The sequence below is a fragment of the Bacillus sp. FSL K6-1005 genome, assembly GCF_038000225.1.
Taxonomy (GTDB): domain Bacteria; phylum Bacillota; class Bacilli; order Bacillales; family Bacillaceae; genus Bacillus; species Bacillus mojavensis.
On the sequence record NZ_JBBOBP010000001.1, the window covers coordinates 49428 to 72980 of the forward strand.

Annotated in this window: 20 protein-coding genes; 15 read left to right on the forward strand and 5 right to left on the reverse strand. The window is 40.0% G+C overall.

The window, feature by feature from the left end; genetic code table 11:
* Window positions 1-1149 (forward strand): DegT/DnrJ/EryC1/StrS family aminotransferase, encoded by a 1149-nt coding sequence (locus NST16_RS00215; protein ID WP_340883392.1) that lies wholly within the window; start codon window positions 1-3, stop codon window positions 1147-1149.
* Window positions 1150-1185: 36 nt separating this feature from the next.
* The gene (locus NST16_RS00220) at window positions 1186-3039 is read left to right on the forward strand and encodes a glycosyltransferase (protein WP_340883394.1); all 1854 of its coding nucleotides are present in this window, start codon (window positions 1186-1188) and stop codon (window positions 3037-3039) included.
* A gap of 184 nt (window positions 3040-3223) precedes the next feature.
* On the opposite strand, the gene NST16_RS00225 is transcribed toward NST16_RS00220, so the two are convergent.
* Both NST16_RS00225 and galU read right to left on the reverse strand, forming a co-directional pair.
* Window positions 3224-3379: a hypothetical protein gene (locus NST16_RS00225; protein ID WP_340888234.1), complete on the reverse strand. Its 156-nt coding sequence runs from the start codon at window positions 3377-3379 to the stop codon at window positions 3224-3226.
* Between the two features lie 398 nt (window positions 3380-3777).
* Window positions 3778-4656: a UTP--glucose-1-phosphate uridylyltransferase GalU gene (galU, locus tag NST16_RS00230; protein WP_010332089.1), complete on the reverse strand. Its 879-nt coding sequence runs from the start codon at window positions 4654-4656 to the stop codon at window positions 3778-3780.
* Between the two features lie 238 nt (window positions 4657-4894).
* On the opposite strand from galU, the gene wecB reads away from it, so the two are divergent.
* Entirely contained in the window at window positions 4895-6037 is a 1143-nt protein-coding gene (gene wecB, locus NST16_RS00235) for a non-hydrolyzing UDP-N-acetylglucosamine 2-epimerase (protein ID WP_010332088.1), read from the forward strand.
* A gap of 40 nt (window positions 6038-6077) precedes the next feature.
* Here the strand turns inward: wecB and tagU are convergent, their stop codons facing one another.
* Window positions 6078-6998, reverse strand: coding sequence for a polyisoprenyl-teichoic acid--peptidoglycan teichoic acid transferase TagU (gene tagU, locus NST16_RS00240; protein ID WP_010332087.1), 921 nt, complete (start codon window positions 6996-6998; stop codon window positions 6078-6080).
* Between the two features lie 183 nt (window positions 6999-7181).
* Here tagU and NST16_RS00245 point away from each other — a divergent pair, with 183 nt between their 5' ends.
* From NST16_RS00245 to NST16_RS00300, 12 genes are all read left to right on the forward strand, one after another.
* The gene (locus NST16_RS00245; protein WP_010332086.1) at window positions 7182-7490 is read left to right on the forward strand and encodes a membrane protein; all 309 of its coding nucleotides are present in this window, start codon (window positions 7182-7184) and stop codon (window positions 7488-7490) included.
* 23 nt (window positions 7491-7513) lie between these two features.
* The gene (locus NST16_RS00250; RefSeq protein ID WP_340883400.1) at window positions 7514-9631 is read left to right on the forward strand and encodes a SpoIID/LytB domain-containing protein; all 2118 of its coding nucleotides are present in this window, start codon (window positions 7514-7516) and stop codon (window positions 9629-9631) included.
* 41 nt (window positions 9632-9672) lie between these two features.
* Window positions 9673-11163: an N-acetylmuramoyl-L-alanine amidase LytC gene (gene lytC / locus NST16_RS00255; protein WP_268504528.1), complete on the forward strand. Its 1491-nt coding sequence runs from the start codon at window positions 9673-9675 to the stop codon at window positions 11161-11163.
* Between the two features lie 227 nt (window positions 11164-11390).
* Window positions 11391-12047, forward strand: a complete 657-nt coding sequence (locus NST16_RS00260) for a sugar transferase (protein ID WP_268447036.1) — start codon at window positions 11391-11393, stop codon at window positions 12045-12047.
* A gap of 49 nt (window positions 12048-12096) precedes the next feature.
* Window positions 12097-13548: a teichuronic acid biosynthesis protein TuaB gene (tuaB, locus tag NST16_RS00265; protein ID WP_340888236.1), complete on the forward strand. Its 1452-nt coding sequence runs from the start codon at window positions 12097-12099 to the stop codon at window positions 13546-13548.
* Complete coding sequence (gene tuaC, locus NST16_RS00270; RefSeq protein ID WP_168748873.1) at window positions 13545-14714, forward strand: teichuronic acid biosynthesis protein TuaC; 1170 nt, start codon at window positions 13545-13547, stop codon at window positions 14712-14714. The genes tuaB and tuaC overlap by 4 nt, the downstream gene beginning before the upstream one ends.
* A gap of 61 nt (window positions 14715-14775) precedes the next feature.
* The gene (tuaD, locus tag NST16_RS00275; RefSeq protein WP_010332080.1) at window positions 14776-16161 is read left to right on the forward strand and encodes a UDP-glucose 6-dehydrogenase TuaD; all 1386 of its coding nucleotides are present in this window, start codon (window positions 14776-14778) and stop codon (window positions 16159-16161) included.
* An 84-nt stretch (window positions 16162-16245) separates the two neighbouring features.
* On the forward strand, window positions 16246-17712 hold the full coding sequence (gene tuaE / locus NST16_RS00280) for a teichuronic acid biosynthesis protein TuaE (protein WP_340883407.1): 1467 nt from the start codon (window positions 16246-16248) through the stop codon (window positions 17710-17712).
* A 29-nt stretch (window positions 17713-17741) separates the two neighbouring features.
* Window positions 17742-18422 carry a teichuronic acid biosynthesis protein TuaF gene (gene tuaF, locus NST16_RS00285; protein WP_010332078.1) on the forward strand — a complete coding sequence of 227 codons (681 nt, stop codon included), beginning with the start codon at window positions 17742-17744 and terminating at the stop codon, window positions 18420-18422.
* A 23-nt stretch (window positions 18423-18445) separates the two neighbouring features.
* Window positions 18446-19204 (forward strand): teichuronic acid biosynthesis protein TuaG, encoded by a 759-nt coding sequence (gene tuaG / locus NST16_RS00290; protein WP_340883409.1) that lies wholly within the window; start codon window positions 18446-18448, stop codon window positions 19202-19204.
* A gap of 28 nt (window positions 19205-19232) precedes the next feature.
* Window positions 19233-20423 carry a teichuronic acid biosynthesis protein TuaH gene (gene tuaH / locus NST16_RS00295; protein ID WP_340888239.1) on the forward strand — a complete coding sequence of 397 codons (1191 nt, stop codon included), beginning with the start codon at window positions 19233-19235 and terminating at the stop codon, window positions 20421-20423.
* 140 nt (window positions 20424-20563) lie between these two features.
* Window positions 20564-21640, forward strand: a complete 1077-nt coding sequence (locus NST16_RS00300) for a glycosyltransferase family 4 protein (protein ID WP_010332075.1) — start codon at window positions 20564-20566, stop codon at window positions 21638-21640.
* A gap of 75 nt (window positions 21641-21715) precedes the next feature.
* Here NST16_RS00300 and NST16_RS00305 read toward each other — a convergent pair whose 3' ends face one another.
* Both NST16_RS00305 and NST16_RS00310 read right to left on the reverse strand, forming a co-directional pair.
* Window positions 21716-22882, reverse strand: a complete 1167-nt coding sequence (locus NST16_RS00305) for an LCP family protein (protein ID WP_268449769.1) — start codon at window positions 22880-22882, stop codon at window positions 21716-21718.
* Window positions 22882-23535: a YigZ family protein gene (locus NST16_RS00310; protein WP_010332073.1), complete on the reverse strand. Its 654-nt coding sequence runs from the start codon at window positions 23533-23535 to the stop codon at window positions 22882-22884. Before NST16_RS00310 ends, NST16_RS00305 begins: the two co-directional genes overlap by 1 nt.
* Between the last annotated feature and the right edge of the window lie 18 nt (window positions 23536-23553).

Consider the following 23553-nt stretch of genomic DNA (forward strand, 5'->3'; position numbering starts at 1 on the left):
ATGGATAACGAATTGAGATTTGAAAAACAAGTCAATGTAACAAAACCTAAATTGCCTCCTTTTCAAAGTTATGTTGAAAAAATTGAAAGTGTTTGGGAAAATAACTGGCTAACAAATAATGGACCCCTTCATGAAGAATTTAAACAAAATCTGAAAGCTCATTTAAACTCTGAAAACATTGAGCTATTTGTAAATGGACACCTGGCTTTAGAGACGGCATTAAAGACTCTCGGTGGTGAGGGAGAGGTCATCACTACTCCTTTTACATTTGCATCAACTATTCATGCTATCACAAATGCCGGTTTGAAGCCTATTTTTTGTGATATAGAACCAGATAACTTTAATATAGACAGCTCTCAGCTTGAGCAGCACATCACAGAGCAAACAAAAGCAATAGTGGCTGTTCATGTTTTTGGATATCCTTGCGATGTTTATAAAATAGAGGAGATTTCAAAAAAATTTAATTTAAAGGTTATTTACGATGCCGCACATGCTTTTGGTGTAACTATAAACGGAAATAGTATTACAGATTTTGGCGATATATCAATGTTCAGTATGCATGCTACAAAAGTTTTTCATTCTATAGAGGGCGGTATATTGAGTTTTAAAAATTCGGAGGTTGCTGACACTTTAAAAGCTATGAAAAATTTTGGTATTAATTCGCATAATGATGATATAGAAATAATTGGAACTAACGCAAAGCTGAATGAATTTCAAGCTGCTATGGGATTAATTAATTTAAAGAGTATAGATGAAGAAATATTAAAAAGAAAAAAAATATATTCCATATATGCAAGTTATTTAAAAGGTATAAAAGGGATTACTTATTTAGAAGAGCTTGAAAACATTAGACATAATTATTCTTATTTCCCTATTTTAGTAGCGAATAAAGAACTTAGAGATTATTTATTTAATGAAGTTAAAAAGTATAATTTGAACTTAAGAAAATATTTTTATCCATTGTGTAATGATTTTTCTTGTTATAATTTTAATTCTAACCTGACACCCGTTGCAAAAGATATTAGTGATAGAATACTAGCTTTACCAATGTATTCTGATTTAAATGAGGAAACAATAAGAAAAGTAATTAAAATCATAGAGCATGAAACAAATATTTTTAATAAAAAAATGCTGAGTGTTCAATATTGATATTCCATACTAAATATATTAAAGCAGGTGACAGTTATGGAAAATAAAAATTATAAATTAAGTGTTGTAGTTTTAGTCTATAACACAGAGAATTATTTGAGAGAATGTTTAGATTCATTGATCAATCAGACGTTAAAGGATATTCAGATTATCATTGTGAATGATGAAAGCCCAGACAATAGTCTAGAAATTATAAAGGAATATCAAAAGAAATATAGAAATATTTTGCTGATTAATCAAAAGAATAGTGGAGGCGCTATTGCTGGGAATAATGGTTTAACAAAAGCTACAGGGGAATATGTAACGATTATTGACTCTGATGATATTGTTCCGCTTCATGCTTATGAAAAGTTATATACAGAAGCAAAGGAAAAGGATTCTGACATAGTTATTGGTAAACCTAATATTCTTATTGATGGGGTTCAAAAAGAGATTATATATAAAAAAGAAAGAGAAGTATGGCAAGAGCCGAAAGTTATTAGTAATTTACATGATTTTCTTGACATTTTTTATGATGGTTTCTATTGGAATAAGATTTTTAGAAGAAGTTTAATTGAAGATTATAACTGCTTCATGCCACCTGGAATGTTGTATGCAGATCGTCCGATGGTGCATAAAGCTTTTCTATACGCAAATAAGATTTCGATTATAACTGATATAGTCTATCTTTGGAGAAAACGAGGAAAAGAAGCTTCCCAAAAATCTATAACTCAGTTAAATGGTGATATACAGAACTTTATAGATCGGATAGAATCTTTAAAATATCAGATGAACTATTTCCAAACATACGGAGATAATACACTAACTAATGAATTCTTAAAACGAAATATTGAGCGGCTCTTTTTCCCAATAAAGAACATCGTTACGAATAAAGAATTTAGAAAGATTTTTTATAAAGAAATTACACCTATTCTTGAAAAAATAAAAGATATATACACTAACGATATTGGGATCATAAATAATTTGTATGTTTATTTCATATTAAATGATTTAAAAGAAGAGTTGATTTATTACTTATCTTCTTCCCCGCAAGGTAAAATAATTGGTGAGAATGGGAAGTTTTATTGGGCACTACCTTTTTTCAGGGATAGAGACTTAAATATTCCTGATTTTATATTCGAAATAAAAACATTAAAAGAAGAGTTTGTAAAAATTAAAGGAATAGATGTTGCTGAAGAGTATCTTAGTTTTAATGAAATAAAGGTCCCTAAGTCTTTTTCCGGTATTGAACTTAGTGTTTCATTCGAATCAAGGTTTAACCCCGACGATAAAAAAATCTTCAACGTTTCTGCCAATAATTCAAATATATTTAATGTGGAAATTCCTTTATCTAGATTTGATAATTTAGCAGTTTATGATGTATATCTTTTGTTTACTAACGGTAAAACTTTAGATAAATTGCGTATTTCAAAAAAAATGGTTCAATCAATAAGTTTTGAAAAAAATAAAACAGCTCGAAGCTATAATCTGTACTATACCGATAAAAATAAGCTCTCCCTTAATATACTTAAATTTAATATAGTTTCTTTTATGTTTACAACTGAAAAAATAATTCTTAAGTTAGATAAAGACCTTGAAGGAGAAGGAAACTTTTATCTGAAAAATCGTTCTAATAATGATAAGGTTTACTTTAAAAAAAATAAAAATGAATCCAATTCTTATGAGATATTATGGGATCACTTTTTTGATCCGTATCTTGTTTACGATTTATTCTTTAACTCTGCTGAAAAGAATATAAGAATAAAAAATGAAATGGTTCTGCAATATATAACACCCGTATTAAAGAAAGGCAGGGTTAACATCGAGCATTATATAACTAATAAAGGAAATGTCTCTTTAAAAAGTTATAGTGTATATAGCAAATTCATTTCGAAGATATTAAACCGATAATAACTTTAGTATTGATAAAGCTGCTGAGTTTCAGCAGCTTTTTATGTTTAGTCAATGAGTGAAAAAAACCTCAACATCTGTTACATCGTTTCCTTTAATTTTGCGATTTGGCTTCGTATTAGACAAAGTTTCTGTATCAGATGAATTATATTGGTATATTATAAAGTTTTTTAATTCCTCTCATTCAAATGCTGGCGTACTGGTTTGTATTTGGTACGGTGATCCGCAACAGTAAGACGGACATAACAAGTATCGGAGAAGTGCCTTTTATCGTTTGGATGCTGGATGGTTTGATTCCGTGGTTTTTTATTAGCCCGACAATTCTTGATGGATCCAACAGCGTATTTAAAGGGATTAATATGGTAGCCAAAATGAACTTTGCGATCAGTTCACTGCCGTCTGTTGCAATTGCTTGAAATTTATTTAGTTATTTTGTAATGATGAGTGTTTATGTCATTGTTGCTTTTAGCAAGCGGTGTTTACTTAGCTTGCATTGGATAATTAAACTGCATGATTGATTTATGTTTTCATTTAGTTTGTTTAACTCTAACAATCAGTGTGCTAGTCAGAGATTATCAATTTCTGCTGCAGGCCGTAACCAGATTATTTTACATCTACTTCTGATTTTTGGAATATTGCTAATCAGGTTTTTGCAGTTGATAATGAAGAGCATACGCTGACCTTGATGTTGAAATAATAAAAGGCTATTGGATGAATGTCCAATAGCCTTTTTTATGTTTAGATTTCTTCTTTGTTTAATAAGTTTTCCATGAATGGAATGAGCTGTCCGCGGAGTTCTTTATCCTGCATCGCAAACTCAAGAGTGGTTGTGATAAAGCCGAGCTTTTCGCCGACATCATAGCGCTTGCCTTCAAAATCGTAAGCAAACACTCTTTGAATTTCATTCAGCTTTTGAATGGCGTCTGTCAGCTGAATTTCTCCGCCTGCGCCAACCTGCTGCTCTTCTAAGTACATAAAGATCTCAGGCGTAAATACGTAACGGCCTAAGATAGCAAGGTTAGAAGGTGCTGTGCCTTTAGACGGCTTCTCAACAAAGTTTTTCACCTGATAACGGCGGCCTTCACTTGTCAGCGGATCGATAATACCGTAGCGGTGAGTTTCTTCTTCAGGCACTTGCTGAACACCTATAATAGAAGAAAGTGTTCTTTCATATTCATCCATTAACTGGCGCAATCCTGGTTTTTCCGCCTGAACGATATCGTCTCCAAGCAGAACCGCAAAAGGTTCATCGCCGATAAAGTTACGAGCGCACCATACAGCATGTCCAAGTCCTTTAGGCTCTTTTTGGCGGATGTAGTGGATGTCAGCTAGATTAGAAGATTTTTTCACTTTTTCGAGAAGTTCAATCTTTCCTTTTTCTTCAAGGTTTCTTTCAAGCTCAGGAGAGTAATCAAAATGATCCTCAATCGCACGCTTGCTTTTGCCTGTTACAATAATAATGTCCTCAATACCGGACTCAACAGCTTCTTCAATTATGTATTGAATGGTTGGTTTATCTACGATAGGAAGCATTTCTTTCGGCATTGCTTTCGTAGCCGGGAGAAAACGCGTTCCTAGTCCTGCTGCTGGAATTATCGCTTTACGTACTTTTTTCATTTAAAGGCACCTTCCTTATTAACGAAAATATTTATGGCTAAAACTATTTTCTAATTACCCTGTTCATTGTGTTTTGACACATTTTTTATGATATAGGATAAACCATTTTTAAACAAGTTTTATCCTTAAGTTTCTAAAGCGATAAAGTTCACTTAACCAATAGGAAATGATTTAAAATAACACAAATTCATGTAGAATAAGGATATGATTTTATTTTTGCAGAAACCAGGTGACAATTATGAAAAAACTAAAAGTCATGACCGTCTTCGGAACCAGGCCGGAAGCGATAAAGATGGCGCCGCTTGTGCTTGAATTAAAAAAATATCCTGAAATAGAGTCCTATGTAACGGTGACTGCCCAGCACAGACAAATGCTGGATCAGGTGCTTGAAGCGTTTCGGATTAAGCCTGATTTCGATTTGAACATTATGAAGGAGCGGCAGACGCTGGCAGAAATTACGTCCAATGCGCTTGTGAAATTGGATGAGCTGTTTAAAGACACCAAGCCTGATATTGTGCTTGTCCACGGTGATACGACGACGACATTTGCCGGAAGCCTCGCCGCGTTTTATCATCAAATTGCTGTCGGGCATGTTGAGGCCGGTCTTCGCACAGGTAATAAATATTCTCCGTTTCCGGAAGAGCTCAACCGTCAGATGACTGGTGCCATTGCCGATTTGCATTTTGCGCCGACAGGACAGGCAAGAGACAACTTGTTAAAAGAAAACAAAAAGGCCGATTCTATTTTTGTAACGGGCAATACAGCGATTGACGCGCTCCGCACAACAGTTAGGGAAGGTTATTCACACCCTGTCCTTGACCAGGTGGGGGAGGATAAGATGATTTTGCTGACCGCTCATCGCCGTGAAAACTTAGGTGAGCCGATGGAAAACATGTTTAAGGCCATCCGCAGAATTGTAGAGGAATATAATGATGTACAGGTTGTTTACCCTGTGCACCTTAACCCTGTTGTCCGGGAAGCGGCTCAAAAGCATTTTGGCGACTCTGACAGAGTGCATCTGATTGAGCCTTTAGAAGTGATTGATTTCCATAACTTTGCGGCAAAATCTCATTTCATTTTAACTGATTCCGGCGGAGTGCAGGAGGAAGCACCATCGCTCGGGAAACCGGTGCTTGTGCTTCGTGATACGACGGAGCGCCCTGAAGGAGTGGAAGCAGGGACGCTTAAACTTGCGGGGACAAATGAGGAGAACATTTATCAGCTTGCAAAAGGGCTCTTAACTGACGCCGATGAGTATCAGAAAATGTCCTATGCTTCAAATCCGTATGGTGATGGACAGGCCTCCCGCCGGATTGTAGAGGAATTGCTGTTTCATTACGGATATCGGAATGCACATCCGGACTCTTTTACGGGTAAATAAAAAAGAAGCTTTGCACATAGGTGCGAAGCTTCTTTTTATTTTAGCTTTCTAAGCTTTCTTTCAGTTCATTTGAGATGTCAGCTAGCTGGCTCTCATCTGCTTTATAGTAATAGACGTCATTGATTCTTGTGCCTTCACCTTTCAGTTCGTGCTGCTTGATATGTTTTCGAGCGCCTTTGTAATCGGACTGGATATCCCACATATTATCAAACGTCAAATTGGTTTTCACATTATCTTCAACGACCTTAAACATATCTCCAAACTTTGTAACGGAAGAGATATTTGCCCCTTTGTTAATAATGCCTTCGATCACTTGGCGCTGACGGTCCTGACGTCCGAAATCTCCTCTTGGATCTTCTTTTCTCATTCGTGTATACGCCAATGCTTCTTTTCCGTTCAGTGTGATTTCTCCTTTGCCGAATGAGTAACCGTCATAGCTGAACGCAAATGTGCTGTTAACTGTGATGCCGCCGAGTGTATCAACAACGTCTCTAAAGCTTTCCATGTTGACTTTTACAAAATAATCGACCGGAACATCGAGGAAGTTTTCAACAGTGTCAACTGTCATTTGTGTACCGCCATATGCGTATGAATGGTTGATTTTATCCATCGTGCCTTTTCCGATAATTTTTGTATATGTGTCACGCGGTATGCTGACCATGTCGGTTGTATTCGTTTTGGGGTTAACAGTCATATAAATGAGCGTGTCGGCACGGCCTTTATCGCCGTCACGTTCATCCACACCCATGATTAAAACGGAAAACGGGTCCTTTTTATTGATATTGACCTCTGTATCCCTCTTTTTGGATTTATCAATACTTTCATGAATACTTGCAACGGTTGAAGCGGCTTTATGCCATAAGTAGTATGCATAACCGCCTGTCCCTAACAAAAGGATTCCAATAATAGTTAATATCGTCAGCAATAAGGTTTTTTTCTTTTTTCTGCGTTTACTTCTCATTCTTTGCACCCCATCTGTTCAGTTAATTTGATTATGATTGAAATTTCCAGTAAATACAACTCTTTTTAATAGAAGAAATAAAATCCTCTAATAGTCGATTTTTATAAAAAAAAGTTTCACTGTTTCTTAATTTTTCTTTAAAATATTAAATGATTGACGATAAAACATAATGAGGTGAGAAAAATGAAAAAATTGATTGGTTTAATGTTCTTTATACTGCTCCTTGCAGGTTGCGGGGCTGATAATCAAAAGAGCCAAGGTGAAAATGTGTCAACAGACAGTAACATCAAAACGAAAGAAGGCGTATATGTAGGTCTAGCAGATACCCACACAATTGAAGTAACTGTAGATAACGAGCCAGTTGTTCTTGACATTACTGAAGAATCAACAAGTGAGCTTGAAAAATTCAATAATGGCGATAAAGTTACGGTGAAATATAAAGAAAATGGCGAGGGTCAACTTCTATTAAAAGATATTGAACGTACCAACTAGGATATGAGGAGGAACCTGAAATCTTGAATTCTTGCAAACGCTTGATCGTATGTTCACTTGCTGCAATTTTACTATTTATCCCTTCAATTACTTTTGCAGCAGACTCAAACATTTCAGTCAAATTGTCAAACTATATCGGTAATAAATCAAGTATCAGTCTAACCCCAACAGGATTTTATAAAGTAACTGGAGATAATGTTGCTGTAACAGATCGTTTTGCAGGCGCTTCACGATACGAAACTGCTACTCTTGCATCCAGCAGTCAATGGAAAAATCCTAATACAGTTATTTTGGTAAATCGGGATATATTTATTGATGCATTGCCTGTTATCCCATTAGCAAAAAAACTAGATGCACCAATCTTATTTACTCAACCTGATACATTAACGAAAACTACTGAAAAACAAATCGCTAAGTTTAACCCGGACAATATTTTAGTCATTGGGGGAGCACGCAGCATTTCAAAAGATGTAGAAAACAAGCTGAAATCATATGGCTCAGTTAAAAGGATAAGTGGAAAAAATAGATATGTATTATCTGAGAATATCGCTAAACAGATGGGCAGCTATGATAAAGCTATCGTTGTAACCGGGAAGGTATTTCAAGATGCATTAGCCATAGCTCCTTATGCCGCGGCACAGGGATATCCTATTTTACTTACTGAGAAGGATAAACTTCCAGATTATGATTTGCCAAAACAAGTGATTATAATCGGCAGTTCATTTAGTGTCAGTGACAGTGTAGAAAATGAAATAAAAAAAACTTCAACTGTACAGAGGATACCTGGATCAACCAGATATGAACTCACTGCAAATATAATTAAACAATTAAAGTTGAAGGCTGATAAAGTCGTAATGACGAACGGAACAAAGTACGCAGACGTATTAGTAGGTGCTTCGCTTGCTGCGAAGAAAAACAGCCAAATTTTGTTTGTTAAACAAGATAGTGTTCCTGCAGCAGCTAAAAGCATAACAAAAGAAAAAGCCACATATGCATACGACTTTATTGGAAGCACCAGTTCAATTTCTGCAGAAGTCGAGAATTCACTTGCCGATGAATTTTATTTAGCCGGCGGAAGCAACTATACTCTGAAAATCAACAATGGGAAATTAAATCTCGAAAATATAAAAACATATGGTAACTCTCTGAGGATTAAACCTGAAAAGTACTCGACCTCTAACAGAATGAGTCTTAACGGAAATCAGTATCTTGGAACAGTTAATTTCTCTATTGAATCTACTAAATATATCAGACCGGTTAATGAAAATATTCCATTTGAGGATTATTTAAAAGGGGTTATACCAAATGAAATGCCTGCCAGCTGGTCACTTGAAGCTCTAAAAGCACAGACTGTGGCTGCGAGAACCTACTCCATAACAAAAACGGGAACTACTGTACCTGATACAACAGCTTTTCAAGTTTATGGAGGATATAGTTGGAATTCAAACACAAATAAAGCGGTTGAGCAGACAAAAGGAAAAGTTCTGAAATATAACGGATCTCTTATAACAGCAACTTATTCTTCAAGCAATGGCGGTTATACAGAAGCGAGCAACGAAGTCTGGTCATCAAGTGTACCTTACTTAATTGCGAAGAAAGATTCAAAGGATCCTCAAATAGGCTGGACGCTTACTCTCTCAAAACAACAGCTTGACACGAATTCGCTTGACTTAAATAAGCCGTCTTCTTGGTGGTCTTCAGCAACTGAAACTGATGCTGCGAGGTTATCTGGGGTTAAAAATTGGATCTTGAAAAATAAAGAAACAGGAGCAGCTTCTGTAAAAATTGCGAGTATAGAAGATTTGAGCTTTAGTGGTACAACACAGGGACAACGTGCAAAAACAGCATCTATGAAAGTTAAGTATTTTGTTAAAAGCAATACTGGCTCCTACAACTTAAGTAAAATTACAACCATTACTGTTCCGACAACTCAACTAAGAACGATGATTGGTGCAACTGTTTTTAAAAGTACTTATGTGACTGTAAAAAAAGACACTTCAAAGTACACAATTAGCGGCAAAGGTTACGGGCACGGCATCGGAATGAGTCAATATGGAGCTAAGGCAAGAGCAGAAGCAGGAGATTCATATAGTTCAATTTTGAAATTTTACTATCCTGGGACAACTCTGACAAATTATTAATTATTTTAAGGTGCTAAAGGCCATTTAAGGAGGAAAAGTAATTGCGTTCTTATATAAAAGTCCTAACAATGTGTTTTCTGGGACTCATTCTTTTTGTACCAACAGCATTGGCCGATAATTCGGTTAAAAGAGTCGGAGGAAGTAATAGGTACGGGACTGCAGTTCAAATATCAAAGCAGATGTACTCAACAGCGAGTACAGCGGTTATTGTTGGCGGAAGTTCATACGCAGATGCCATTTCAGCGGCACCTCTTGCTTATCAGAAGAATGCACCGTTGCTTTACACAAATGCTGATAAGCTCTCTTCTGAGACGAAAACAAGGCTAAAAGAAATGCGAACAAAAAATGTGATTATTGTAGGTGGTACACCAGCTGTTTCTTCTAATACTGCCAATCAGATCAAAAGCTTAGGCATTAGTATTAAACGAATTGCAGGAAGCAATCGCTATGATACAGCTGCACGGGTCGCAAGAGCAATGAACGCAACTTCAAAAGCCGTAATTTTAAATGGTTTTTTATATGCTGATGCTCCAGGGATCATCCCTTATGCAGCAAAAAATGGCTATCCTATTCTGTTTACAAACAAAACCTCTATAAATAGTGCGACAACAGCAGCAATTAAAGATAAGAGGATTACAAGTACTGTGGTTGCAGGAGGTACCGGAAGTATTAACAATACGGTATATAACAAGTTGCCTTCTCCTACAAGAATTAGCGGTTCAAACAGGTACGAACTTGCTGCTAATATTGTACAAAAACTAAACTTGTCAACGAGCACAGTATATGTAAGTAATGGTTTTAGTTATCCTGATTCAATCGCAGGAGCTACTCTGGCAGCAAAGAACAAACAATCTCTTATTTTGACTAATGGCGAAAATTTATCGGGCGGCGCACGAAAAATTATCGGCAGCAAAAACATGTCAAACTTTACGATTATCGGAAATACTCCAGCTATAAGCACTAAAGTAGCTAATCAGCTAAAGAATCCTGTTGTAGGTGAAACAATTTTTATTGATCCAGGCCATGGAGATCAAGACTCGGGAGCAGTAGGAAATGGACTGCTTGAGAAAGAGGTAAACCTTGATATAGCGAAAAGAGTCAATACGAAGCTAAATGCTTCTGGTGCTCTTCCAGTAATGTCGAGATCTAATGATACGTTTTATTCTTTACAGGAAAGAGTAAGTAAGGCAGCCTCTGTCCAAGCCGATTTGTTCATCAGTATTCATGCGAATGCCAATGATAGCTCATCTCCAAATGGTAGTGAGACCTATTACGATACAACATATCAAGCAACAAAAAGCAAACGATTAGCAGATCAAATTCAGCCGAAACTTGCAGCTAATCTGGGGACAAGAGACCGTGGAGTCAAGCAAGCCGGATTCTATGTTATCAAATATTCTAAAATGCCAAGTGTTTTAGTTGAGACTGCTTTCATCACCAATGCAGGCGACGCAAGTAAACTGAAACAAGCAGTTTATAAAGATAAAGCCGCCCAAGCTATTCATGATGGTACAGTTTCATATTATAGATAAGAATGAAGAGACAAATCTAAATAACAGGTTTGTCTCTTTTTTTATTGGTAAAATGATTAAAACAGAGGCATGTACATAAAATGATAAAGAACATTAATATAATTTATCAGAAAAAACACCTAATTCACACTTCTTAACAATCCATTTACAACCAATTAACATCCGTCTGCTAAACTGACTGGCATAGGTCATCATAACATCCCAAACAAATCGTGAGGTGTGTGTCAGTGGGTGCAGAAAAAAGCATGAATGTGAGTCGCGAATTATCAGTGCAGCAAGCATCATTTGCATTATCTGAAAAAACGGCTCGTTATTTGGCAGTAAAGCGCGTGATGGATATTTGGTTTGCGCTGATTGGATTGGTGGTTGCGCTGCCAATAATTGCGGTATTTTCAATATTGATTTGTTTGGAGACACCGGGGCCTGCCATCTATACGCAGGAGCGTGTAGGAAAAGGCGGGAAACCTTTTAAGCTTTATAAGCTTCGTTCCATGAAAATAGATGCCGAGAAGTCTGGGGCGGTTTGGGCGCAGAAGCAGGATCCGCGGGTGACACGAATTGGAGCATTTATCAGAAGAACGCGAATTGACGAACTCCCTCAGCTGTTTAATGTGCTGAAAGGCGATATGAGTATGATTGGCCCTCGCCCGGAACGTCCAGTGTTTACGGAAAAGTTCCAGAATGAGATTCCGGGGTTTACACAGCGTCTGGCTGTCAAACCGGGATTGAGCGGCTGGGCGCAGGTGAACGGCGGTTATGACATGACGCCGAAGGAAAAGCTTATATTTGATTTATATTACATTCGCAATCTGACTTTCATGTTGGAATTAAAGATTATGTTAAAAACATGTAAAGTAGTCTTGACAGGTGATGGTGCAAGATAAACGTCTGCATTCGCCATCAAACTGAGCTTAAAAAGAAGTAGGGAATATGATGCCAAGTATTACAAAACAAATCATGAGCGGCGCAAAGTGGACAAGTGTTTCAACAATCTGTATTACAATCATTCAAATCGTTCAGTTTGCCTTGCTTGGAAATATGATGACCTTAACGGAATTTGGACTCGTCGGCATGATCACAACGGTTACAATATTTGCCCAGATCGTGCTTGATATGGGGTTTGGCGCTGCGTTAATTCAAAGAGATGACGCTACGGAGCGCCAGCTGTCAACATTGTATTGGCTGAACATTATGACCGGCATTTTGCTGTTTGTGCTTTTATATGTGAGCAGTCCCGTCATTGCGGGATTTTATCAAAGAGAAGAGCTTGTGTTTCTCATCAGGATTTTGGGGATTATGTTTTTGGTTGCTCCGATTGGACAGCAGTACCAGTATATGCTGCAGAAGGAGCTGCAATTTAATACGTTAAGCAAAATAGAGATTTTTTCAAATGCATTGTCCTTTGGATATTTAGCGATAGCGGTTTTTATGATGGATGCGATTTTGGCATACGTGATCTCTCAGGTGCTGCTGCAGTCCAGCAAAGGGATTTTATTCTGGGCTGTATACCAAAAAAAATGGCGCCCATCCTTTGTTTTTGATCTATGGGGAATGAAGGAGTTCTTCTCCTTTGGAGCCTTTCAGCTTTCATCCCGTCTTGTGAACAGGCTGGGAGCAAACATCGATATGATCTTAATCGGCAGGTTTATCGGTGCTGAAGCGCTGGGCATTTATAATCTTGCCTATCAGATTGTCACCATTCCGGTTTTGAAGATTAATCCGATTGTGACGCGGGTCGCGTTTCCTATTTTCGCCAAAAACAAATACGAAAACAGCGTGATCAGAGAAGGCTTTCTGAATATGACAAAAATGCTTGCGCTTGTATCGTTCCCGCTGTTAATCGGGCTCGTTTCCGTGTCAGACGCCTTTATCGCAGCTGTTTTCGGAGAAAAATGGCTTGCGGCTGTCCCTGTTCTGAATGTTCTTGCCATCGTCGGGATACTCAGGGTGCTGATGAATCCGAATGGTTCTGTGCTCCTTGCCAAAGGAAGAGCAGATTTGGCTTTTTATTGGGACTCCGGCGTTATGCTGCTGTATGGTTTGTCGCTGTTTGCAGCTGTTCAGACGGGTAATCTTCTGACTGTCGCTTGGGTATATGCCGTCATCAGCGTTTTCAATTTTCTAATCGGTCGCTGGCTGCTGGCATATGTCATTAATCTCAATCTTTCAGCTTATTTTAAAGCTGTTATGAAGCCTTTTCTGATCACAGCGGGTATGGCCGTTATCGCGTTCGGCGCGAGTTTAGGAACAGAACGCTTCAGCATGCAGGCGGAGATGAGGCTGGCAATTTCAGTGGCGGCTGGGGCGCTCTGCTATCTCTTTCTTTTAGGAAAAGCGTACCCTCAGATGAAAAGCAAACTACTAAGAAAAGGACGTTTGTCATGAAGATTTTGTGGATCACAAGCGTATATCCAAGCAGTCTGAAACCCGGCGAGGGTGTGTTTCATGAAACACAGGTGCAAGAGCTGCTGAAGCTCGGGCTGGATATCACCGTGATATGCCCAAGACCTTTTCACCCTGCGCCTGTCCGTATGCTGAAAAAGGCATATCGTAAAAAGGATGCCAGACCAGAATATGAGATACGGAAAGGAATACCGGTTTACAGGCCTTTCTATCCCGCTGTTCCCGGCCAGCTGAAATGGGCCCAGCCACACCGGCGCATTGGGGCAGCTGTGGTAAAAACCATTAAACAGCATGACTTGAATCCTGATCTGATCCACGCGCACTTTGCTATGCCGTCGGGCGGGGCTGCGGCAGTCGTGGCAAAGACAATCGGGATACCGTATATTTTGACTTTGCATGGCAGTGATGTGAATGTCTATCCGCACTACAGCAAAGGTGCGTTTAAAGCCTTCAAAACTGCGGTTGGTTCCGCATCCGCAGTTCTTGCAGTCAGCGAAAAGCTTCAGGAAGAAACCAAAAAACTTTCCGGCTTTGACAGTACGGTTTTACCGATAGGTATACAGCTCAGCCGTTTTCAGGAAAATGAGCAGACAAAAGAAGACATCAGAAAAAACCTTGGACTCCCGCTTGACCAGCGCCTTGCTGTCTATGTGGGTAGGCTCGTTAAGGAAAAAGGCATTTTTGAATTATCAGAAGCCATTGAGATGATGGAGGAAGCGCCACGAGCCGTTTATGTCGGAGACGGCCCTGCAAAATCTTTACTGAGGCAAAAGGGGCATATTGTGACAGGCCAAGTGCCGAATCACAGGGTGAGAGATTATTTGCTCGCCTCAGATATGTTCGTGCTCCCTTCTTATAGCGAAGGAATGCCGACAGTTGTAATCGAGGCACTGGCACTGCGGGTTCCTGTCATCTGTACAGATGTCGGAGGAGTGGCATCATTATTCGGCAAACACCGCCATTTGCTGATTGAACCGAAATCAGCTCAAGCCTTAGCAAACACGATCTCTTTATACGCACAGGATCAAATATGGAAGCCGGAAGTGGCGGATGAATTATATCAAATCATTCACACTCAATATGACGCCGGAAAAAATGCCAGGGCGCTGCACGATCAGTATCAGATGGTTTTGAAAACACCTGTTTAATCGTACGTAACTGCGACCAATATAAATAGGAACATGAATTTACAGGAGAGGGATGAGGGCTGTGAAAAAAATTGCTGTCATTGGAACAGGATATGTAGGACTCGTATCTGGCACCTGCTTTGCGGAAATCGGAAATAAAGTGATTTGCTGTGATATCAACGAATCAAAAATCAGAAGTCTGAAAAACGGAGTAATCCCAATCTATGAACCAGGGCTTGCAGATTTAGTTGAAAAAAATGTGTTAGAACAGCGTCTGTCTTTTACTAACGATATTCCGTCTGCCATTCGGACTTCAGACATTATTTATATTGCAGTCGGAACCCCGATGTCTAAAACAGGCGAAGCTGATTTAACATACGTCAAAGCGGCTGCGAAAACGATCGGTGAACATCTCAACGGCTACAAAATCATTGTCAATAAAAGCACAGTCCCAGTCGGTACCGGAAAACTGGTTCAATCTATCGTACAAAAAGCTTCGAAGGGAAGATGCTCCTTTGATGTTGTATCCAACCCTGAATTTCTTCGGGAGGGTTCAGCGATTCATGACACGATGAATATGGAGCGTGCCGTCATCGGGTCAACCAGTCATAAAGCCGCTTCCATCATAGAGGAACTGCATCAGCCTTTTCATGCCCCTGTTATTAAAACGAATTTAGAAAGTGCAGAGATGATTAAATATGCTGCAAATGCATTTTTGGCAACAAAGATTTCGTTTATTAACGATATCGCGAACATTTGCGAGCGAGTCGGCGCGGACGTTTCAAAAGTTGCTGACGGCGTCGGGCTCGACAGCCGGATCGGCAGAAAGTTCTTGAAAGCGGGTATTGGGTTTGGCGGCTCCTGCTTTCCTAAGGATACAACCGCACTGCTTCAAATTGCCAAAACGGCCGGATATCCATTCAAGCTTATAGAAGCTGTCATTGAAACGAATGAAAAGCAGCGTGTTCACATTGTAGATAAGCTCTTAACTGTGATGGGAAGCATAAAAGGGAGAACCATTTCCGTGCTCGGATTGGCCTTCAAACCGAATACAAACGATGTGAGGTCCGCTCCAGCTCTCGATATCATTCCAATGCTGCAGCAGCTGGGCGCACAGGTGAAAGCATATGATCCGATTGCCATTCCGGAGGCATCAGCAGTCCTTGGCGATCAGACCGAGTATTGCACAGATGTGTATGCTGCGATGGAGGGAACCGACGCGTGCCTTATTTTGACCGATTGGCCGGAAGTAAAAGAAATGGAGCTTGTAAAAGCAAAAATGCTTTTAAAACAGCCAATCATCATCGATGGCAGAAATATATTTTCACTCGAAGAAATGCAGGCTGCGGGATACATTTATCACTCTATCGGCCGTCCTGCGGTTCGGGGAACAGAACCTTCCGACCGCTACTTTCCGGCTTTGCCAATGGAAGAATTGGCTAAGGATTTGGGAAGCGTCAATTTATAAAAAGAAAAAGGGTTACTTGTTTGAAGTGCCGGCTGCTTAGGCTCGGCCGCCGGCTCCTGAAACATCAGGAAAGGGGTTAAGCATGTGAGTATCAAACGTTCAGCGGTTCATACGCTTGCGTTACTGGCCGCTGTCATATTGGGGATCGTCCTATTGCTGGGAGCCATCCGCACAGATACAGGTCTTATGCAGATGGCTGCCGTTCTCGCTGTATTGGCAATCGGCCTGTTTGCACTGACGCTTGCAGCATCATTTACAACACAAGAACAGCTTTTTATGGCCGTCATCTATATTTTGATTGCCTGCACTTTTTTAAATAATGCTTTTTTCGCGATTCATCTTGGATTCTTTAGTTTGTTTCTGTATCGGCTTTTACTCATTACAGCAGGCTGCCTCCATCTTGTTGGGGTACTGCGGAGCCGAACACATATTGAAAGGTGGAATGGGCTGCAAGTAAAAGGAATTTTGCTCTTTTTCGCCTTTTGGTTTTTATATGGCCTTGTTTCCTTGCTATGGGCCAAATCAGTTACAGACGGTCTGAAATATTTAGCACTGCTGGCGATGGGGATATTTTTTATTTATCTCATTGTGATGTATGTGCAAAAAATGGAACGCCTGATGATTATTTATTCCATCTGGCTGGTGATGACGGTATTTCTGATGATCATCGGTTTTTACAATCATATCACGCATCATCATCTCCCGAGTTCGACTTTGTACAGTGGACCGGAATATAAGCAGCATTATCCGACCTCAGTCTTTTTTAATCAAAATGATTTTGCGACATTTTTGTCTATCAGTTTCTTTTTTTACATTTCCATGGTGAAAAACATAACGAACGGATACTTAAAGGGAATTGGCCTTTTGATCTCGTTCGGTGCATTGTATTTAATCTTTGCGACGGGTTCTAGGGCCAGTCTGCTGGGCGTTTTTGCGGGAATAGCCATCTACATTTTTATTGTCTTGCCGCCTGTTCTGAAAAAAATCGCCCTTTGGCTGTCGGCAGCTGGAATTGCGGTCTTTGCAGTTCTTTTTGCCAGCCGGATATTCGCAGTGTTTTGGAAGCTGTTTCTGGCTCCTCAGACGTCTCATTCATTCCAAGAAACACTTCCGTCCAACGTGGCCAGGGCCAATCTATTAAAAAACGCATGGCACTTCTTCCTTGACTCATACGGATTCGGAGTGGGCGCAGGAAATGTGTCTTATTATCTAGAGCATCATGCTTTATATGATACTGACAATGTGACAGAGGTGCACAATTGGCTGGTAGAGATTCTGGCAAACTTCGGCTTGCTTATCATGCTCGGCTATCTGGCCATTTATTTATACCTCATGTGGGTGCTTTACAAGTTTTATGAAAGAAAAATGGAAAATCAGTCAAAACTGATCACAGAAGGGCTCATCACGGCTATGGTCAGTTTCCTGGTATCCAGCATCAGCCCAAGCTCTGTCTCAAATTTATTTTTCCATTGGGTATTTCTGGCGCTCGTCATCGCCGCTGTAAACGTCTTAAGACGATCCAGACAGCAGCTTGAGCCCATATACCGGTAAATAGACTACAAAAAAGCAGGGAGACTTATATGAAGGATATAGTGATAAGATTAGCCCGGCGCATAAAGAAAAATATTATCTGGATTATATTAGTGCCGCTTATTTTAGGTGCGGCGGGGTATATACTGCCGTCTCAAATTGCGGATAAAAAGAGTTACACAGCTGAGGTTACTTTAGCTGTGGGGAGCTATGATCATCCGATTTATAACAGTACAGAAGAGATTCCGCTCCTGCTGAGGAGTGATGCTTTTTTGAAGGAGGCGCTTCCTGACGAAAAAGATGAAGATCTTGCGGAGATCAAAGAGAAGCTCACCGTGAAATCAGAGTCTAAGTCATTACTGTCTTTGAGCTATGCCGATCAGGATCAGGAAAGAACCGAATCAGTTTTGAACGCTATTTCCTCCACCTTTCTCAAAAACGACCAAAAGCTGTTTGAAGAAAGAGAAGCCGTCATTCGCCGCAGCATTGACGCGCTGGAAGGTGAAACGGTAAGCGAGGATTCCAAAGTGGATAAAGAAAGATTTTTATATGAGCTGAAAAACACACAGCTTAATCTGAAAGCGGCAAGTGCCGTTGATTCTGAAACCGTAAGTGAGGCATCAGGCGGAGGAATGTCCCCGAAAAAGAAAGCGGTTCTGGGTGTTCTGATCGGCATAACCATTGCCTTTATGTTCGTTGTCATTCCTGAATTTTTCAGAGAGTCCTTTTAAAATCATACGATGGAGATGTGATCATGACCAACTGGAAACCTCTCGTATCTGTCATTACACCTTCTTATAATGCGCGTGACTATATTGAAGACACGATTCAATCAGTGTTAGATCAGAGCCACCCTCATTGGGAAATGATTATCGTGGATGATTGCTCAACGGACGGCACACGCGACATTTTAATGCAGTATGAGAAGATAGATGAAAGAATTCATGTGATATATCTGGAAGAAAACAGCGGAGCCGCGATAGCAAGAAATAAAGCGCTGGAACATGCCCAAGGGCGCTACGTGGCATTTTTGGACAGTGATGACAAATGGAAAAAAGAAAAACTGAAAAAGCAGCTTGATTTTATGATGGAGCGGTCCTGTGCGTTTACCTTCACAGGCTACAGCTTAATGTCACAGGACGGGGTGCCGATGGATAAATTCATTCATGCACCCGAAAGCCTAACATATGATGACGCTCTTAAAAATACCATTATCGGCTGTCTAACGGTGATGATTGACAGGGAACAGACGGGACAGATTCAAATGCCGAATATTAGAACGAGGCAAGACTTGGCAACATGGCTGGCTCTTTTAAAAAAGGGTTTTACAGCTTATGGAATGAATGAGTGTTTAGCTGAATACCGGCTTGTCAATAATTCGATTTCAAGCAACAAATGGAAGGCTGCCAAAAAAACATGGTTTGTTTACAGGGAGATCGAACGGCTCCATTTAATGAAAGCGACATGGTGTTTTGTTCAATATGCAAAAAACGCGGTGAAAAAAAGGCTGTAATCGCAAACAGAGAGAAAAGGTGATGAAGGTGGAAACAAAAGCAATGATTCACGTCATCGTGGCTACTGCTGAATGGGGAAAAGATCAATTGAGGTACAGACGGCACCGATTGGCTGAATTTTTAGCTGCTCAGGAAGAAACAAAGGAAGTCATCTGGGTCTGTCCGGCTCCGCGCACCCAAAGGATCGAATTTCAGCAAGTGCAATCCGGCATCCGTCAATACGCCGTAAAGGACTTGCTGCAAAAGAAAATGTTTCGCTTCGGACGATATACCGATGTGTTTTATAAGCATAAGCTCTCACCTTTATTAGAAGAGCTGAAATCCGCTTCAGCCAGAGGTGAACGCTGCTGCTTATGGTACACGTTTCCCGGATTTCCGCTGCTGTCTTCACTATATCCCTGGGATCAGGTGATTTATGATTGCAGTGACTTGTGGGCGGCGCCGATCAGCGGACGTTCAAATATGCTGTCCGAGTTCAGGCGGAAAGTCATCAAAACCGCGGAGCTGCGAATTATTGAGCGTGCTGATTCCATTACTTGTTCATCGGAATTTCTGCGCAATGAAGTTGATAAAAAACTGACAGCGGGACAAGAAAAGGTTCATACCGTTGAAAACGGTGTTGAATATGACCTGTTTTCAGAACATAAAGCGGCACCTGACCGAAGCATCTTGCAGGGAAGAGAAGGGGCCGTACTGGGGTTTATCGGCGGTATTAAACCAAAGCTGGATTTTAAATTGATTGAAGAAGCGGCTCTGAGAAAACCTGACTGGACCTTTTTATGGGTCGGCCCGGACGCCACCAATGGTGATACAGCGTTTCTAGAGCTTCTGAAGCTTTCCAATGTGATATGGACGGGGCCGGCAGACCCGAAAGAAGTTCCGCATTTTATGGAATTGATTGATATCGGGATTATGCCGTATAAAAAGTCATCCTATAACCAGGCGGTTTTCCCTCTTAAGTTATTTGAATTTTTGGCAGCGGGAAAGCCGGTCGTCGGCTCTAACCTTCCGTCAACTTCTAAAATGCAAAAGCCGTATATTTACGAATATATGGAAGGCAATGACCATAATGATTTTATAGCTGCGTGCGAGAAAGTGCTTGTAAAAAGCGGAGATGAGGCATACAAAGAGATGCGGCGAAACATTGCCCGCACCCAAGATTGGAATGTTTTATTTAAACAAATCATGAAATATACAGGGATTCAAAAACATGCGTAGTCCTTTAATTGGGATGCGCGTTTTTTGATTATACGTGTTTCTTTTTGATGAAGCTTGTTATAATAACTAAGGAGAAGGTATAATGGAAGGAACGGTTCTCTAAAATAAAGACTTCATATAATTCCAAAGGAGACTTCTTTATGCTTGACGAACGCATGATTCGCATTGTTGTTGCGTTTATTGTCTCGCTGCTAACGGTTTTAATCATAACCCCAATCGTAAAAAGGATTGCGATTAAAATAGGTGCAGTTGATCAGCCCGGCAATCGAAAAGTACATGATAAAATCATGCCCCGAATGGGCGGGCTGGCCATATTTATCGGGGTGGTTACAGGCGTGCTTGTATCCGGTATATACACAGAAACAAGAATGACGGCTATCACAGTTGGGGCATTTATCATTATTGTGTTGGGAATCTTAGACGATAAATATCAATTAAGCGCAAAAGTTAAATTTATTATTCAATTAGCCGTGGCTATTATGATTGTTAGCACGGGTTTAAAAATGGACTTTTTCTCAGTACCTTTTTTAGCTGAACGGTTTGAATTAGGCTGGATGGCATATCCGCTGACTGTATTATGGATTGTCGGCATCACAAACGCGATGAACCTGATTGACGGATTAGACGGCCTTGCAGCAGGTCTTTCTGTTATTGGCCTGTCCACGATCGCAGTTATGGCGCTATCCGGCGGAAAAGTACTCATTCTGTCACTTTCATTGGTGGTTATCGCAAGTACACTCGGATTTTTGTTCTACAATTTTCATCCGGCAAAAATCTTTATGGGGGATACGGGATCATTGTTTCTAGGGTATGTGATTTCTATTCTCTCATTGTTAGGGCTGTATAAAAGCGTAACATTGTTCAGTATTGTCATTCCAATTATTATATTAGGCGTGCCGATTTTTGACACAACATTTGCAATCATAAGACGGATACTAAACAAACAGCCGATTTCGGCGCCCGATAAATCACATATCCACCACAGGCTGATGGCCTTTGGCCTTTCACATCGGATGTCGGTCATTGTCATTTACCTAATTGGATTTATTTTCAGCATCAGTGCAATTGTGCTGAAAAGCGCTACAATTTGGCTTTCCCTGTTTATTATCTTTATCTTAATTATATTTATGCAAATAATAGCAGAAGTTACGGGACTCGTGAATGAACGTTTTAAGCCATTTACAAAATTCTATAAACGTCTTGTGAAAAGAAATTAAAAACTCCGGTTCTATGAGCCGGAGTTTTTTCTGCGCAAAAAAGCCCGGTCCGTTAAAGGACGGGCTTTTTTAAATTTAATATGATGAATCAGTAGTTGAATTTGTTGTGCCATTTGAGCTTGTGCTGCTGTCATTTGTGTAGCCGCTTCCGCTCGTATTGCCGTCTGTTGCCGTGCTAGAACTGTCAGAGCTGTCTGATGTTGAGCTATCGGTACTGGAGCTGCCAATGCTTGAACTGCTCGTATCAGGATCATAATCTAAATGCTCTTGAAGGGTTTTTCTTACGTTTTCCAGATTCGCAGCATCCGGTTCAAAATAATATGTTTTATTAGGCCCTAAATACAAGTCGGAACCAGTAACTGACAGTGTGTCGATTTTCTTGCTGGTAAAGCCGCTGTAAATCTGCTGTAGGGCTAGACCTTCAGTAATGCGAATATTGGTTTCAACGTTTTCACTGGCTGTCTCTGCGATTTTATCAATTTTTGCAATATTGCTTGCGCTGGACATCCGATCGATTAACGCGTTTAAAATTTGTTTCTGTCTGTCGTTACGGCCGAAGTCGCCGCGTTTATCCTGTTTTCTCATGCGGGCATACGCCAAGGCTTCTTCACCATTTAAATGCATCTCGCCTTTTTTGAAATAAATCCGTTTGCTTTCGTCCACATCACTTTTCTCATCAAAGTCGAAAGGTACATCTACATCAATACCGCCAACCTCATTAATAACATCTTTAAATCCGTCAAAATCGACTGTTACATATTTATCGATTGGGATTTGCAAGAATTGTTCAACAGTTTCAACAGTCTCATCTTTTCCGCCTTTGCTGTAAGCGGAATTGATCTTTGTTTTGGTGCCGGTTGTGTCATTAGCTAATTGCACTCGTGTATCGCGCGGAATGCTAAGCATTTTCATGGTTTTATTTTTCGGGTCAAGGGTAACTACAATAAGAGAGTCCGATCTCCCTTTTTGCCCTTTTGTCGCGTAATCTTCAATTCCCATAAATAAAATAGAAAATGGTTTTTTCTTCATATCTACAACTTCATTACGTAGATTTGATTTATCTCCGCGGGAAAGTGCATCGTATGAATCATCCGCAGCGTTAATGGTTTTATATAGTTTATATCCTCCGAGCCCTACAACTACCAATAATGCAAGGACGAACAACAACATAATCCTTTTTAAAATTTTTCTGCGTTTGCTCTTTTTCTTTTTGCGCACACGCACTCTAACGCGTTCAGTCATTATTCAGTCTCCTTTATGTGATTGACGGCTTTTTCAAGGTACGTCAACTCTCCCTCTGTAATATCACTTTTTCCATTTGTTAACTCTGTCATCCACTCAGAAAACGATTGTGTTTCTTTTTCTTCTACATATGCTTCGAATTCTACGTTTTCTGCATAATGGATTTCTTTTAATAGAAAAGGCGATTCCCTTAATTCATTTTCAATCTTGCCAAGCCAAGTATAATCTGCGGAAGTATGCATAACCCTCATAAGCTTCCGTTCTACGACACCTATATGGTTTAATCCTTCAGACACTGACTTCCCATAAGCGCGGATTAAACCGCCTGCTCCCAGCTTTATGCCGCCGAAGTAACGCGTGACGACTGCACAAGTATCCTTAAGTCTGCGTTTTTTTAACACCTCGAGCATAGGGACTCCTGCTGTGCCACTCGGCTCTCCGTCATCATTGGCTTTTTGGATATGATCGTTTTCGCCAATAACGTAAGCTGAGCAATTATGAGTTGCATTCCAGTGCTGTTTCTTTATTTTCTGTATAAATTCCTGTGCTTCTTGTTCGGAAGAAACACGGCTTAAATGACAGATAAAACGCGATTTTTCTATAACAATCTCGTGTTCTCCTGCTTCTTTCACAGTGAAATAGCTGTGCAGCATGCTAGCTGACCCCCCGCT